The following is a 16,115-nucleotide window of genomic DNA, read 5'->3' as shown; positions in this document are numbered from 1 at the left end:
GACCTCCCATGCCGATGATCAACGCCGACGGTTGCCTGCTCAACGTATCCGTCGAAGGCCGCGACGGCGGACCGACGCTGATGTTGTCGAACTCGCTGGGCTCGACCATGCAGATGTGGGAGCCGCAGATGAAGGCGCTTACCCAGGTGTTCCGCGTCATCCGCTACGACCGGCGCGGCCACGGCAAGTCGAGCGTGCCGCCCGGGCCCTACTCGCTGGAGCGCTTCGGCCGCGACGTGCTGGCAATCCTCGACGATCTCAACATCGCGCGGACCCATTGGTGCGGGCTGTCGATGGGCGGCATGGTCGGGCAATGGCTCGGCGCCAACGCGCCCGACAGGTTCGGCAAGATCATCCTGTCCAATACGACTTGCCATTATCCGGACCCGACGCGCTGGCACGACCGCATCAAGGCGGTGAAGGAAGGCGGCATCGCCGCGGTGGCCGATACCGTTATTGCCGGCTGGCTGACGGCGGACTTTCGCGAGCGCGAGCCGCAGATCGCGGCCAACATGAAGGCGATGATGCTGACCACGCCGGTCGAGGGCTACATCGCATGCTGCGAGGCGCTGTCGACGCTCGACCAGCGCGAGCTCTTGCCGAAGATCAAGAGCCCGACGCTGGTAATTGCCGGACGCCACGACATGTCGACGACGGTCGCGGATGCCGAGTTCATGCGCAGCCGGATTCCCGGCGCCAGCATGACGCTGCTCGATGCCGCGCATATTTCGAACGTCGAGCAGCCGCACGCCTTCACCGACGCGGTGATCGGTTTTTTGACGCAACGGTAGACGTCTTCGTCATTCCGGGGCGCCTCGAAGAGGCGAACCCGGAATCTCGAGATTCCGGGTTCGATGCTTCGCATCGCCCCGGAATGACGACCCGGGAGGATCTCAATGGACGACAACAAACGCCGCGACGACGGCATGGCCCAGCGCCGCAAGGTGCTCGGCAATGAATGGGTCGACAAGTCGATCAAGAACCGCAACGCGTTCAATACCGACTTCCAGGACCTGATCACCCGCTATGCCTGGGGCGACATCTGGACCCGGCCGCATTTCGATCACCGCACCCGCCGCGTGCTCGTGATCGGCACCATGGTGGCGCTGGGACAGTGGGATGAATTCCGCCTGCATGTGCGCGCGGCGCTGGCCGAAGGCGGCTTCACGCCCGACGACATCAAGGAAATCCTTTTGCAGCAGGCGATCTATTGCGGCGTCCCGGCGGCCAACCACGCCGTCAAGGAGGCGAACGCGATCATCGCCGAACTAGGTTTGCTGAAGAGTTAGCTTGGCATCACGATGGCCGAGCACTCGTGTCCCGGACGCGGCGCGGCGCCATCAGCGCGTTACGCGCGTCTTCGACACGCTATGGTGACGCGACGCAGGGCCGGGACCCACGTGGCTGAGTCTGGGTCCCGGCTCGGCGTCGCGCCGCCACGGCGCTGCGCCGCGTCCGGGACGCGAAGGCGCACAAAGAAAGCCCCACCTTTTCGGCGGGGCTTTTTTCTGTTCCGGCATCTGCCCTTCTACTCCGGCATCTGCCGGGGATCCTGGCTGGGTTTCTGACCCTGACGTCCCGGATCCTGCTGCTGCTGACCCGGCTTCTGGCCGCCGCCCTGCTGCTGGCCGGGCTTCTGACCCGGGTTCTGGTTCTGCTGGCCCGGGTTCTGGTTCATCTTGGTCATCGAGGGATCTCCGTTGTTGACCATAGCCGCGGTAAACGGAGGATGAGCGCATTCGTTGCAAGGGACGGCCAGTTCCGCTGCGATCATTCCACGGCAAACACGTGGCGGGACTGTGGAGCCGGAACCGGCTGACTAAAAACTAGCTCTGTACAAGCCAAATAAGCCGCACCCGGCGCTGTTGCCGCCCCCGGTTCCCACTGTTAGAAAATGCCAGACGCGTCGTCATGGGCTGCCGGAGCTCTCGCCGCGTCCTCGTACAAAAACGGCAGCGCATGGATTATTTCGCCCAGCAACTGATCAACGGCCTCGTGCTTGGCTCGATCTACGGCCTGATCGCCATCGGCTACACCATGGTCTATGGCATTGTCGGCATGATCAATTTCGCCCATGGCGACATCTTCATGATCGGCGGCTTCATCGCCCTGATCACGTTCCTGATCCTGGTCTCGTTCGGGCTGACCGCCATCCCGCTGATCCTCCTGGTCGTATTGCTGGTGTCGATGGCGATCACGGCGCTCTATGGCTGGACGGTGGAACGTATCGCCTACCGGCCGCTGCGGCACTCGTTCCGTCTGGCGCCGATGCTTTCGGCGATCGGTATGTCATTCGTGCTGAGCAATTATTCGCAGGTGACCCAGGGCGCGCGCGTCAAGCCGGTGCCGCCGATCGTCACCGGCGGTTACACGCTGCACGAGGGCGCAGGCGGCTTCATCGTGCAGCTTTCCAACATCCAGATCATCGTCGTCGTCACCACCATCGTGCTACTCGCGCTGTTCACCTGGCTGGTGTCGAGCACCCGGCTCGGCCGCGACATGCGCGCCTGCTCGCAGGACCAGACCATGGCGTCGCTGCTCGGCGTCGACGTCGACCGCACCATTTCCATGACCTTCGTGATCGGGGCTGCGCTCGCTGCGGTAGCCGGCATGATGTACCTGCTCTATTACGGGCTGGTCGATTTCTTCATGGGCTTTGTCGCCGGCATCAAGGCATTCACCGCCGCCGTGCTCGGCGGCATCGGCTCATTGCCCGGGGCGATGCTGGGCGGTCTCCTGATCGGCCTGATCGAGACGCTGTGGTCGGCCTACTTCTCGGTCGAGTACAAGGACGTCGCCGCATTTTCGATCCTGATCGTGGTCCTGATCTTCCTTCCGACCGGCCTGCTCGGCCGGCCTGAAGTCGAAAAAGTCTGACGGGCCGCAGCGTGAGCGCACCCCCCGCCGCCCAAACCTCGCGCGCTCCGGGCGCCGCCTTCATCCTCAAGAAAGCGCTGATCAGCGCGTTCGTGGCGCTGGTGCTGTTTTCGCTGATGATCGGCGTGCGCACCGAGGCCGGCCCGCAGGGGCAATTGGTTTACTGGACGCGCTTCGACGACCTCGCCGTCATGGTTGCAGCCGTGTTTGGCGGCAGCATCCTCATCGAGCTGCTGCGGCGATGGTGGGGGCCGGTTGACACGGTCAGGGTGGTGCCGCCTTCGGTGCAAAGCGCGCTGTCGCTGGCCGGACGTATGGTCGCGCCGGTGCTGCTGGTGTTCACGTTCCTGGTGCCGGTGCTCTTCTACGACGAGCGCTACATTCTCGACCTCGCCATCCTCGTGCTGACCTATGTGATGCTCGGCTGGGGGCTGAACGTGGTGGTCGGCCTCGCCGGCCTGCTCGACCTCGGCTATGTCGCGTTCTACGCGGTCGGCGCCTATTCCTACGCGCTGCTGGCGACCAATTTCGGACTGTCGTTCTGGATCTGCCTGCCGCTCGCGGGCATTCTCGCCGCGTTCTGGGGCGTGCTGCTCGGCTTTCCCGTACTGCGCCTGCGCGGCGACTATCTCGCCATCGTCACGCTGGCCTTCGGTGAGATCATTCGCCTCGTCCTGATCAACTGGCAGACCCTGACCGGCGGGCCGAACGGCGTCACCGGCATTCCGCGGCCGACGTTGTTCGGCATTCCGCTGACGCCGGCCGACGACGGGCTGGCGGCCATGCTCGGCATCGAGTTCTCGCCGACCCACCGCATCGTGTTTCTGTTCTACCTGATCTTCGCGCTGGCGCTGCTGACCAACTGGGTCACGATCCGCCTCCGCCGCCTTCCCATCGGCCGCGCCTGGGAGGCGCTCCGCGAGGACGAAGTCGCCTGCCGCGCGCTCGGCATCAACACCACCACAACCAAGCTGACGGCGTTTGCAATCGGCGCCATGTTCGGCGGTTTCGCCGGCGCGTTTTTCGCGACGCGACAAGGCTTCATCAGCCCGGAATCCTTCACCTTCCATGAATCGGCGCTGGTGCTGGCGATCGTGGTGCTGGGCGGCATGGGCTCGCAGCTCGGCGTGGCGCTGGCGGCGCTCGCCATGATCGGCGGCTTCGAGCTGTTCCGCGGGTTCGACCAGTACCGCATGCTGGTGTTCGGCATGGCAATGGTGCTGTTGATGATCTGGCGGCCGCGCGGCCTGATCGGCCATCGCGCACCGACCGTGTTCCTCAAGCGCAGCCAGACGATCTCGTCCGACCTCGTCAAGGAGGGACACGGATGAGCGGCAATCAAATTCTCTCGGTCGATCGCCTGTCGATGCGCTTCGGCGGTATCGTCGCCGTCAACGATCTCTCCTTCGATGCCGAACGGCGCAAGATCACCGCGCTGATCGGACCGAACGGCGCCGGCAAGACAACCGTGTTCAACTGCATCACCGGCTTCTACAAGCCGACCTCGGGCGCCATCGGCCTCACCCATGATGACGGCCAGGCCATCCGGCTCGAGCGGCTCAACGATTTCCGGATTGCCAAACTGGCCAAGGTCGCGCGCACCTTCCAGAACATCCGCCTGTTTCCCGGCATGACGGCGCTGGAAAACCTGATGGTGGCGCAGCACAACGCGCTGATGCGCGCCTCCGGGTTGACGTTCCTTGGCCTGATCGGCGCGCCGTCCTGGCGCAACGCCGAGCAGGCCGCGATCGACCTGGCGCGGACCTGGCTCGACCGCATCGGGCTTCTGGACCGCGCCGACGATGCCGCCGGCAACCTGCCCTATGGCGACCAGCGGCGTCTGGAGATCGCGCGCGCGATGTGCACCCAGCCCGCACTGCTCTGCCTCGACGAGCCGGCGGCTGGCCTCAACGCGCGCGAAAGCGCGGCATTGAGCGAATTGCTGCTCTCGATTCGCGCCGACCAGGGCACCTCGATCCTTTTGATCGAGCACGACATGAGCGTGGTGATGGAAATCTCTGACCACATCGTGGTGATGGACCATGGCGTCAAGATCGCCGAAGGCACGCCGCGGGAGATCCGCGACGATCCCAAGGTGATCGCCGCCTATCTCGGCGCCGACGAGGAGGAAGCCATCGCGGTGATGGAGAGCGGAGCGTGAGCGAGGCTCCGCACCTTTCCCGGATGCGGTGCAGCGTGCAACGCTGTTCCGCTGTTCCGGGATCCATTTTCGTGCGCGGGAGATTGGGTCCCGGTTCTGCACAGCGGCACGACGCGCCGCAGCGCGCCCGGGACACGGGAGCCGTCGCATGACTCACCCCCTGCTCGCCATCCGCTCGCTGCGGGCGGCTTATGGCAAGATCGAGGCGCTGAAGGGCGTCGACCTCGACATCAACGCCGGCGAGATCGTCGCCCTGATCGGCGCCAACGGTGCCGGCAAGTCGACGCTGATGATGACGATCTTCGGCCGGCCCCGGGCCCGCGCGGGCCGCATCGAATTCGACGGCCGGGACATTACCGGCGTGCCGACGCATCAGATTGCGCGGCTACGGATTGCCCAGTCGCCCGAGGGCCGCCGGATTTTCCCGCGCATGAGCGTGGCGGAAAACCTGCAGATGGGCGCGGATGCGACCGACTCGAGCGAGGCCGATCGGGCGAGCGGCCTGGAACGCGTCTTCGCGCTGTTTCCACGGCTCAAGGAACGCATGACGCAGCGTGGCGGCACGTTGTCCGGCGGCGAGCAGCAGATGCTGGCGATCGGCCGGGCGCTGATGAGCCGGCCGCGGCTGTTGATGCTGGACGAACCGTCGCTGGGGCTGGCCCCCCTGATCGCGCGGCAGATTTTCGATGCGATAAGGACCTTGAACCGGCAGGACGGCCTGACCGTTCTGATCGTCGAGCAGAACGCCAACCACGCGCTGAAACTGGCCCATCGCGGCTATGTCATGGTCAACGGCCTGATTACGCTCTCCGGAACCGGCAGCGAATTGCTGCAGCGCCCGGAAATCCGCGCCGCCTATCTGGAAGGCGGCCGCCGGGAGTAGCGTTTGGTGCGTTCCCCGGATGCTGCGCAGCGCCATAAGCGCGTTTACGCGCGTCTTCGACGCGCTATGGTGGTGCGCTGCTGATCCGGGGTCGATCTCTGGCAGGTCCCGGCTCTGCGGAGCAGCGCTGAAGGAGCGCTGCACCGCGTCCGGGACACGCAACTGCGGCAAGATGCTGCGAACGGACCGTGGATTTGCCCGAAAATTGCCGATGACTTCGCCGCAAAATCAGCCGACAATAGGCGTGATTTTGGTACCCGGTTTGCCGGGTGCTTCCTGAAATCGACTGACCTGCGAGGACACCTCATGAAATCACTGAAACTCATCGGCCTGGCATTGGGCGCATCGCTGGCACTGTCGACGACCGCGCTGGCGCAGGACATCTCCATCGCGGTGGCGGGCCCGATGACGGGCGGCGAATCGGCATTCGGCCGGCAGATGAAGAACGGCGCCGAACAATTCGTGGCCGACATCAACGCCGCCGGTGGCGTGCTCGGCAAGAAGCTGGCGCTGCAGGTCGGCGACGATGCCTGCGACCCGAAGCAGGCGCGCTCGATCGCAGAAAAATTCGCCAGCGCCAAGATCCCGTTCGTGGCCGGTCACTTCTGCTCGTCCTCGTCGATCCCGGCTTCCGAAGCCTATGCCGACGGCAACGTGCTGCAGATTACGCCGGCCTCGACCAACCCGCTGTTCACCGAGCGCAAGCTCTGGAACGTGGCGCGTGTCTGCGGCCGCGACGACCAGCAGGGCCTGGTTGCCGCCGACTACATCGTCAAGAACTACAAGGGCAAGAACGTCGCCATCCTCAACGACAAGACCACTTACGGCAAAGGTCTCGCCGACGAAACCAAGAAGGCGCTCAACAAGGCCGGCGTCACCGAGAAGATGTTCGAGTCCTACAACAAGGGCGACAAGGATTTTAACTCGATCGTGTCGCGGCTGAAGCGCGACAACATCGATCTGGTCTTTGTCGGCGGCTACCATCAGGAAGCCGGCCTGATCCTGCGCCAGATGCGCGATCAGGGCCTCAAGACTGTGCTGATGGCGGGCGACGCCCTTAACGACAAGGAATTCGCCTCGATCACCGGTCCGGCCGCCGAAGGCACGCTGTTCACCTTCGGTCCCGACCCGCGCAACAAGGCAACGGCAAAGGCGATCGTCGAAAAGTTCAAGGGCAAGAACATCGACCCCGAAGGCTACACGCTCTACACCTACGCCACGATGCAGGTCTGGTCGCAGGCAGTGGCCAAGGCGAAGACCACCGATCCGAAGAAGGTCATGGAGACCATCAAGGCCGGCGATTGGGACACGGTGCTCGGCAAGCTTGGCTTCGATGCCAAGGGCGACATCAAGGTGATCGACTATGTCGTTTACAAGTGGGATGCCAAGGGCAACTATACAGAGATCCATCCGAAGGGCTCCTGATCCCTTCGACGATCAGCGTCGATCAGAACACCAAACGCCCCGGCTTGCCGGGGCGTTTTCATTTCTTGTTCCAAATAATTTTTAACCCGTTGGAACAATTGGGTTCCCGGCGCATTGAGAAACCCGGGCTGAGTTCCATGTCATTGATTTCACGACCTTAACCGTTATTCCAACTTGATCAGCCGCAAGGGCAGCGGTCTATTTGTGAAATCGCATTTCAGCCGACGTGATTTGCGCGAACTGGCCGAGGAAACACCATGAGTGATCTTTCCCCTGGAGCATCATCCTCTGCTCGCCGGGTCGCCAAACCTAAACCACCCACCACCAACGGCACATCCGATCCGATGCAGGACCTGCTGCACGCGTTGCAGGCCATGCGCGCCGGCGATTTCTCGGTACGCATGACCGGCGATCACCTCGGCATCGAGGGCAAGATTGCCGACACCTTTAACGAAATCGTCGCCTCCAACCAGCGAATGGCGCAGCAACTGGAGCACGTCGGCCAGGTCGTGGGCCGCGAAGGCAAGACGCGCCAGCGTGTCAAATTCGATCTGTCGAGCGGTTCGTGGGCGGACATGGAAGGCTCCGTCAACACGCTGATCGACGATCTATTGTGGCCGACCCGCGAAGTCACGCGCGCGGTCGCCGCGGTGGCACAGGGCGACCTGCTGCAAACCGTGAAACTCGACGTCGACGGCCGCCCGCTGGGCGGCGAATTTCTGCAGTCGGCAACCATCGTCAACACGATGATCAAGCAGCTCGGCGTTTTCACCTCGGAAGTGACGCGCGTGGCGCGCGAGGTCGGCACCGAAGGCAAGCTCGGCGGCCAGGCCCAGGTGCCGGAAGTAACCGGCGTGTGGAAAGACCTGACCGAGAGCGTCAACTCGATGGCCAACAATCTGACCGGCCAGGTTCGCAACATCGCCGAAGTTACCATTGCGGTCGCCAATGGCGACCTGTCGAAGAAGATCACAGTCGACGTCCGCGGCGAGATCCTGCAGCTCAAGGAAGCCATCAACACGATGGTGGATCAGCTCCGCTCCTTCGCTTCCGAAGTGACGCGCGTGGCCCGCGAGGTCGGCACCGACGGCAAGCTCGGCGGTCAGGCGATCGTTCCCGGGGTCGCCGGCACCTGGAAGGACCTGACCGACTCCGTCAACGCGATGTGCGGCAACCTCACCGCCCAGGTCCGCAACATCGCCAACGTCACCACCGCGGTCGCTCGTGGCGACCTCTCGCGCAAGATCACGGTGGACGTCCGCGGCGAAATCCTCGAGCTGAAGGACACCATCAACACGATGGTCGACCAGCTCAATTCGTTCGCTTCCGAAGTGACGCGCGTCGCCCGCGAAGTCGGCACCGAAGGCAAGCTCGGCGGTCAGGCCCAGGTGCCTGGTGTGGCCGGCACCTGGAAGGACCTCACCGACAACGTCAACTTCATGGCCTCCAACCTGACGGCGCAGGTCCGCAACATCGCCGACGTCGCCACCGCAATCGCGGGCGGCGACCTCTCCAAGAAGATCACCGTGAACGTCTCGGGCGAAATCCTCCAGTTGAAGGAAACGCTCAACACCATGGTCGACCAGCTCAACGCCTTCGCCGGCGAAGTGACGCGCGTGGCGCGCGAAGTCGGCACCGAGGGACGGCTCGGCGGTCAGGCCAACGTGCTCGGCGTCGCCGGTACCTGGAAGGACCTCACCGAGAGCGTCAACTCGATGGCTTCCAACCTGACCGCGCAGGTCCGCAACATCGCCGAGGTGACGACGGCGGTCGCCAATGGCGACCTGTCCAAGAAGATCACCGTCGACGTGCGCGGCGAAATTCTCGAGCTGAAGGACACCATCAATACGATGGTGGACCAGCTCAACGCGTTTGCCGGCGAAGTGACGCGCGTGGCGCGCGAAGTCGGCACCGAAGGCAAGCTCGGCGGCCAAGCCAACGTGCGCGGCGTCGCCGGCACCTGGAAGGACCTCACCGACAACGTCAATTCGATGGCCGGCAACCTCACCGCTCAGGTTCGCAACATCGCCGAAGTCGCGACCGCTGTGGCGAAGGGTGACCTGTCGAAGAAGATCACGGTGAACGTATCAGGCGAAATCCTTCAGTTGAAGGAAACGCTGAACACGATGGTCGACCAGCTCAACGCCTTTGCATCAGAAGTGACACGCGTCGCGCGCGAAGTCGGCACCGACGGCAAGCTCGGCGGCCAGGCCCAGGTGACCGGCGTCGCCGGCACCTGGAAGGATCTCACCGACTCCGTGAACTCGATGGCGGGCAACCTCACCGCCCAGGTCCGTAACATCGCCGAAGTGGCGACCGCGATCGCCGGCGGCGACCTCTCGCGAAAAATCACCGTGGACGTGCGCGGCGAGATCCTGCAGCTCAAGGAAACGCTGAACACGATGGTCGACCAGCTCAACCGCTTTGCGGGCGAAGTGACGCGCGTGGCGCGCGAGGTCGGCACCGAGGGGCGGCTCGGCGGCCAGGCCAACGTACCCGGCGTCGCCGGCACCTGGAAGGACCTCACCGACAACGTCAACTCGATGGCCGGCAACCTCACCGGCCAGGTCCGCAACATCGCCGAAGTGACCACGGCGGTGGCGAAGGGCGACCTGTCGAAGAAGATCACGGTCGACGTCAAGGGCGAGATTCTCGAACTGAAGAACACCGTCAACACGATGGTGGACCAGCTCAACGCCTTCGCGTCGGAAGTGACGCGCGTGGCGCGCGAGGTCGGCACCGAAGGCAAGCTCGGCGGCCAGGCCCAGGTGCCTGAAGTCGCCGGCACCTGGAAGGACCTGACCGATAACGTCAACTTCATGGCCTCGAACCTGACGGCACAGGTCCGCAACATCGCCGAGGTCGCAACCGCGATCGCCGGCGGCGACCTCTCGAAGAAGATCACGGTGGACGTCCGCGGCGAAATCCTGCTGCTGAAAGACACCCTCAATACGATGGTCGAGCAGCTACGCTCCTTCGCCGCCGAAGTGACGCGCGTGGCGCGCGAAGTCGGCACCGAGGGACGGCTCGGCGGCCAGGCCGTCGTGCCGGGCGTGGGCGGCACCTGGAAGGACCTGACCGACAACGTCAACCTGCTGGCGGCCAACCTCACCACGCAGGTCCGCAACATCGCCGAAGTCACCACGGCCGTGGCGCGCGGCGACCTGTCGCGCAAGATCACCGTGGACGTGAAGGGCGAAATCCTCGAACTGAAGAACACCATCAACACGATGGTGGACCAGCTCAACGCCTTTGCCGGCGAAGTGACCCGCGTGGCGCGCGAGGTCGGCACCGAGGGCAAGCTCGGCGGCCAGGCGCAGGTCCCGGGCGTCGCCGGCACCTGGAAGGACCTCACCGACACCGTCAACTTCATGGCGGCCAATTTGACCGAACAGGTGCGCGGTATCGTCAAGGTCGTGACCGCGGTCGCCAACGGCGACCTGAAGCAGAACCTGACGGTGAAATCGAAGGGCGAGGTGGCAGCGCTTGCCGACACCATCAACAACATGACCGAGACGCTCGCGACCTTCGCCGATCAGGTCACCAGCGTGGCGCGCGAGGTCGGCGTCGAGGGGCGGCTCGGCGGCCAAGCCAACGTGCCGGGCGCCGCCGGCACCTGGAAGGACCTCACCGGCAACGTCAACCTGCTCGCAGCCAACCTGACCTCGCAGGTGCGCTCGATCGCCGAAGTGGCGACCGCCGTGACCAAGGGCGACCTGACCCGCTCGATTCAGGTCGACGCCCGCGGCGAAGTGGCCGAACTCAAGGACAACATCAACACGATGATCGGCAACCTGCGTCTCACCACGCAGGTCAACACCGAGCAGGACTGGCTGAAGACAAACCTCGCCAGATTCACCAACATGCTGCAGGGGCAGCGCGAACTGTCTACCGTGGGCCGGCTGCTGCTGACCGAACTGGCGCCGCTCGTCAACGCGCATATGGGCGTGATCTACCAGGTCGAGAACGCCGACAGCCCGCAATTGCACTTGCTCTCGTCCTACGCCGGCGACGGCGCCCATCCGCATCCGCAGGTCGTTCAGTTCGGCGAAGGATTGATCGGCCAATGCGCCATGGACAAGCACCAACTGCTGGTAGCGGACATCCCTGGTGATACAGCGCCGATCAATTCGGGGCTGTTGCGCGTGATCCCGAAGAATATCGTCGTGCTTCCGGTGCTGTTCGAGAATCAGGTGAAAGCCGTGATCGAGCTTTCCTCGATCTCATCGTTTACGACCTCGCAAATGACCTTCCTCGAACAGCTCACCGACAGCATCGGCATCGTGCTCAACTCGATCGAGGCCACGATGCAGACCGAGGGCCTGTTGAAGCAATCCCAGCAGCTCGCCGGCGAACTGCAGACCCAGCAGAAGGAATTGCAGCAGACCAACGAACAGCTCGAACAGAAGGCGCAGCAGCTCGCCGAACGCAACGTCGAGGTGGAACGAAAGAACCAGGAAATCGAACAGGCGCGGCGCGCGCTCGAAGAGAAAGCGACCGAACTCGCGCTGACCTCGAAGTACAAGTCCGAATTCCTCGCCAACATGTCGCACGAGCTGCGCACGCCGCTCAACAGCATCCTGATCCTCGGCCAGCAGCTCACCGAAAACCCCGACGGCAATCTGTCGCTGAAGCAGGTCGAGTTCGCCCGCACCATCCACGGCGCCGGCACCGACCTTCTCAACCTGATCAGCGACATCCTCGACCTGTCGAAGATCGAATCCGGCACGGTGACCGTCGATGCCGAGGAGATCCTGACATCGAGCCTCTTGGAGACCGTCGGCCGTCCGTTCAAGCACGAGGCCGAAAACCGCCACCTCTCGTTCAACATCAATGTCGACGAGACCCTCCCCCGCAGCATGGTGACCGACTCCAAGCGCCTGCAGCAGGTGCTGAAGAACCTCTTGTCGAACGCGTTCAAGTTCACCGCGGAGGGCGGTGTGAAGCTGAACGTGTCGGCCGCCGTCGGCGGCTGGAGCGCCGAGCATCCGATCCTCAACCACGCCCCTGCCGTCGTCGCCTTCGAGGTGACCGACACCGGCATCGGCATCCCCCTGGAGAAGCAGAAGCTGATCTTCGAGGCGTTCCAGCAGGCGGACGCCGGCACCAGCCGCAAATACGGCGGCACCGGCCTCGGCCTTGCGATCAGCCGCGAACTCGCAAGCCTGCTCGGCGGCGAAATCCATCTGCGCAGCGCGCCCGGCAAGGGCAGCACCTTCGTGCTTTACCTGCCGTTGCATTATTCCGGCCCCACCGTCGCGGCACGGTCCCCTGCCTCGTCGGCATTCACACCCGCGCCGGCGCTCCAGGCGACGCAGGAGCGCGCCGTCGAGCAATTGCCCGACGACCGCCTCAACCTCGCGCCGGGAGACACCATCCTGCTGATCGTGGAAGACGATCCGCATTATGCGCGGGTGCTGATCGATCTGGCCCGCGACAAGGGCTTCAAGGTGCTGGTCGCCAGCCGCGGCGCCGAAGCGCTCGAACTCGCCAAGCAGTTCCAGCCGACCGCGGTGTCGCTCGACGTGTTCCTGCCGGACATGCTGGGCTGGACCGTGCTGAGCCAGCTCAAGCACAGTCCGCTGACGCGGCACATTCCGGTGCAGATCATCACGCTCGACGAGGACCGCCAGCATGCGCTGGCGCGCGGCGCGTTTTCCTTCGTCAACAAGCCGACGACGACCGAGGGCGTCAGCGCGGCGCTTGCGCAGATCAAGGAATATGCCAAGCCGCGCCGCAAGCGCCTGCTGATCGTGGAAGACAATGCCGCCGAGCAGATGAGCATCACCGAATTGCTCGGCCATGACGATATCGAGATACTCACCGCCGACACCGGCGCCGATGCGTTGTCGACGTTGCGGAATCAGCCTTGCGACTGCGTCGTGCTCGATCTGCGATTGCCTGACATGAGCGGTTTCGAGGTGCTCGACAAGCTACGCCACGACGAAGCGCTGTCGAGCGTACCGGTCGTGGTGTTCACGGGTCGGGAACTTTCGGCCGAGGAAGACGCGGAACTTCACACCATGGCGAGGAGCATCGTGGTGAAAGGCGTCGAGTCGCCGGAACGCCTGCTCGACGAAACGTCGCTGTTTTTACACCGTGTCATCACGGAATTGCCGGTCGAAAAGCAGAGGATGCTGGAGAAGCTCAATAGTTCCGATGAGGATCTGGTTGGCAAGACTGCGCTTCTGGTTGACGACGACGCCCGCAACATCTTTGCTCTCTCCAGCGTGCTGGAACGGCGCGGTATGAAGGTGCTGACCGCGACAACCGGCCATGAGGCCATAGCGCTGGTCGAATCAAATCCGAATATCGCGATCGTGCTGATGGATATCATGATGCCGCAGATGGACGGATATCAGACTATCGGCGTGATCAGAGAAAATCCGTCCTTCAGCCGCCTGCCGATCATCGCGTTGACCGCCAAGGCGATGAAGGGCGACCGCGAGAAATGTCTCGAAGCCGGCGCTTCGGACTATCTCGCCAAACCCGTCAATACCGAGCAGTTGCTGCTCGCCATCCGAATGTGGTTACACCGCTGACCGGCGTAAGCAGATGATGGATCAAGAAAAGGTAAACATTCTTCTGGTTGACGATCAGCCGGCGAAGCTGCTCGCCTATGAAGTCATCCTGAAGGAACTGGGCGAGAACCTGGTCAAGGCCTCGTCCGGGCGCGAAGCGCTCGAATTCCTGCTCAAGAACGATGTTGCCATCATCCTGGTCGATGTCTGCATGCCCGAACTGGACGGGTTCGAACTCGCCGCGATGATCCGCGAACATCCCCGCTTCCAGAAGACGGCGATGATATTCATCTCGGCGATTCAGGTCAGCGACATCGATCGGCTGCGCGGCTATGAGATGGGCGCGGTCGACTACGTTCCAGTGCCCGTGGTGCCGGAAGTGCTGCGCGCCAAGATCAAGGTGTTCGCGGAGCTCTATCGCAAAACGCGCCAGCTCGAACGGCTCAACGTCGAACTCGAGGACCGGGTTCGCGCGCGCACTGCCGAACTCGAGGAATCGCACGCCAGGCTTCTGGAAAGCGAGCAGCGCCGCAGTCTGGCGATCGCGGCCGGAAAGATGGGCTCCTGGGACTGGGACTGGGTCAATGGCGACTTTATGTGGGACGAAGGCCAGTATCAGATACTCGGCGTCGATCCCGGCAAGTTCGAACTGACGCCGGCCAATATCCAGGCGCTGCTTCATCCCGACGACGTTCATGAATTGCACGAGGCGTGGGCGAGCTTCGCCCGGGGCGCGAAATCATATGAAGCGGAATTCCGCATCATCCGGCCGAATGGCGAGGTGCGCTGGTGCGCTGGAACGGCGGCGGCAAGCACCGACAAGGGCGGCCGCGTCATCCGCGTCAGCGGCGTCACCGTCGACATCACCGAACGCAAACAGGCCGAGGAGCGGCAAAGCCTGCTGGCGCGCGAGGTCGATCACCGCGCCAAGAACGCGCTGGCACTCGCGCAATCCATCGTCCGGCTGACGCGCGGCGACAATGTGAAGACCTACATCCGTTCGGTCGAAGGTCGGATCAATGCGCTTGCGCGCGTGCACACCGTGCTTTCGCTCTCGAGCTGGCAAGGTGCCGAAATTCGGAAACTGATCGATGAGGAGCTGGCGCCCTATTCCACCGGCGACCAGATCGATTTGACCGGCCCGGAGATCCACCTCGAGCCGGCTACGGCTCAGACGGTTGCACTGGCACTGCACGAGCTGGTCACCAATTCGGCGAAATACGGCGCGCTGTCTGCGCTGTCGGGCCGGCTGTCGGTCAGTTGGGAAGACCAGGCGGGCCTTCTCGAGATCATATGGGTGGAGATCGGCGGGCCGCGCGTCGAGAAGCCGGTGTCGCGCGGGTTCGGAACCAGAAGCGTCATCGCCAGCATCGAGTCGCAGCTTGGTGGCCGGGCGGAATTCGACTGGCGCCCGGAAGGTCTCGTTTGCCGCCTGTCGGTTCCGTTGTCGCAACGGCAGTTTGCTGCCGATCCGGTTTCGCTCCTCGAGGCTGCTATCGATGGCAATGGCAATGGCAATGGTCTGCGACGCGCCGAGCGGTAAGGCGGCGCTGAACGGATCAGCGGCCATGCAGAAGCTGTTGCCAGACGGCGGACTGCTAAAGCGCTGCCCCCGCTATGGCATCGCCCCGCGGCCGGGCCGATCCCATCGCCGATTCGATCGCGCGCATCAAATCCAACGGACGAAACGGCTTCTGCAGACAGACGACGTCGGAAAGCTCAGGCGTTTCTGACAGAAAGTCCAGCGCGGTCATTCCCGAAATCGCAATCACGGGCAGGCCCAGCACGCGGGCGCGCATCGCTGCGATCAGGTCGGAGCCGTTGGTGCCCTGCAAAAAGATATCGACGATCGCAAGATCGAAGCTCGCATCTTCGAACAGCTTCAATGCGGATGCGGCGCTGCCTGCCTCGACGATTTCGAAACGATGGATACGCAGCACGATGGAAATCATCGCGCGAACGTCTGCCTGATCGTCCACAACAAGCACGCGGGGCATCGAGGCCTCCCGGGTCGGTCATACGAGATTACGATGAAACCAGTGGATTTTGGCGGTTCCGCGAGCATTATTCGGCCGGTCGGTAAAGAGGTGGTTACCCTCATCGATCTGGCCGCTGTTCCCTCAGTTAATGCCTTGGGTTGATTCCTGCCGCGGCACCGCTAGCGTAGTCTGGCAGGCACGATTCCCGCAGGCCGTGTCGGCGGGATACATTCTTTATGCATGTTTGAACCTTTGTCATGGCGCTGCCA

11 protein-coding genes are annotated in these 16,115 nt (G+C 63.5%); 9 read left to right on the top strand and 2 right to left on the bottom strand.

Translation table 11 applies throughout. The features are described from left to right. Nucleotides 1–8 precede the first annotated feature (8 nt). Both pcaD and LMTR13_RS15700 read left to right on the top strand, forming a co-directional pair. Nucleotides 9–791, top strand: coding sequence for a 3-oxoadipate enol-lactonase (pcaD, locus tag LMTR13_RS15705; RefSeq protein ID WP_065728661.1), 783 nt, complete (start codon nt 9–11; stop codon nt 789–791). Nucleotides 792–896: 105 nt separating this feature from the next. Beyond that, a complete protein-coding gene (locus LMTR13_RS15700) occupies nt 897–1,289 on the top strand; it encodes a carboxymuconolactone decarboxylase family protein (RefSeq protein WP_065728660.1) in 393 nt (130 codons plus the stop codon). A gap of 239 nt (nt 1,290–1,528) precedes the next feature. Here the strand turns inward: LMTR13_RS15700 and LMTR13_RS41720 are convergent, their stop codons facing one another. Beyond that, nucleotides 1,529–1,687, bottom strand: coding sequence for a hypothetical protein (locus LMTR13_RS41720; RefSeq protein WP_197521110.1), 159 nt, complete (start codon nt 1,685–1,687; stop codon nt 1,529–1,531). A gap of 272 nt (nt 1,688–1,959) precedes the next feature. Here LMTR13_RS41720 and LMTR13_RS15690 point away from each other — a divergent pair, with 272 nt between their 5' ends. The 7 genes from LMTR13_RS15690 (at nt 1,960) to LMTR13_RS15660 (ending at nt 15,410) form a co-directional block, all read left to right on the top strand. Beyond that, on the top strand, nt 1,960–2,877 hold the full coding sequence (locus tag LMTR13_RS15690) for an ABC transporter permease subunit (protein WP_065728658.1): 918 nt from the start codon (nt 1,960–1,962) through the stop codon (nt 2,875–2,877). An 11-nt stretch (nt 2,878–2,888) separates the two neighbouring features. Further along, nucleotides 2,889–4,208, top strand: coding sequence for a high-affinity branched-chain amino acid ABC transporter permease LivM (gene livM / locus LMTR13_RS15685; protein WP_156795642.1), 1,320 nt, complete (start codon nt 2,889–2,891; stop codon nt 4,206–4,208). Continuing rightward, entirely contained in the window at nt 4,205–5,038 is an 834-nt protein-coding gene (locus LMTR13_RS15680; protein WP_065728656.1) for an ABC transporter ATP-binding protein, read from the top strand. The genes livM and LMTR13_RS15680 overlap by 4 nt, the downstream gene beginning before the upstream one ends. Nucleotides 5,039–5,186: 148 nt before the next feature. Then, nucleotides 5,187–5,921: an ABC transporter ATP-binding protein gene (locus LMTR13_RS15675; protein ID WP_065728655.1), complete on the top strand. Its 735-nt coding sequence runs from the start codon at nt 5,187–5,189 to the stop codon at nt 5,919–5,921. 306 nt (nt 5,922–6,227) lie between these two features. After that, complete coding sequence (locus tag LMTR13_RS15670) at nt 6,228–7,346, top strand: branched-chain amino acid ABC transporter substrate-binding protein (RefSeq protein WP_065728654.1); 1,119 nt, start codon at nt 6,228–6,230, stop codon at nt 7,344–7,346. A 344-nt stretch (nt 7,347–7,690) separates the two neighbouring features. Next, a complete protein-coding gene (locus LMTR13_RS15665; protein WP_418219798.1) occupies nt 7,691–13,888 on the top strand; it encodes a HAMP domain-containing protein in 6,198 nt (2,065 codons plus the stop codon). Nucleotides 13,889–13,904: 16 nt separating this feature from the next. Continuing rightward, a complete protein-coding gene (locus LMTR13_RS15660) occupies nt 13,905–15,410 on the top strand; it encodes an HWE histidine kinase domain-containing protein (protein WP_083219461.1) in 1,506 nt (501 codons plus the stop codon). A 55-nt stretch (nt 15,411–15,465) separates the two neighbouring features. Here the strand turns inward: LMTR13_RS15660 and LMTR13_RS15655 are convergent, their stop codons facing one another. Next, nucleotides 15,466–15,864: a response regulator gene (locus LMTR13_RS15655; protein WP_065728652.1), complete on the bottom strand. Its 399-nt coding sequence runs from the start codon at nt 15,862–15,864 to the stop codon at nt 15,466–15,468. Nucleotides 15,865–16,115 lie beyond the last annotated feature (251 nt).

The sequence above is a fragment of the Bradyrhizobium icense genome, from assembly GCF_001693385.1.
GTDB classification, from domain to species: domain Bacteria; phylum Pseudomonadota; class Alphaproteobacteria; order Rhizobiales; family Xanthobacteraceae; genus Bradyrhizobium; species Bradyrhizobium icense.
Note: the sequence above shows the minus strand (reverse complement) of the source record. Positions and strands in the feature narration are given on the sequence as shown.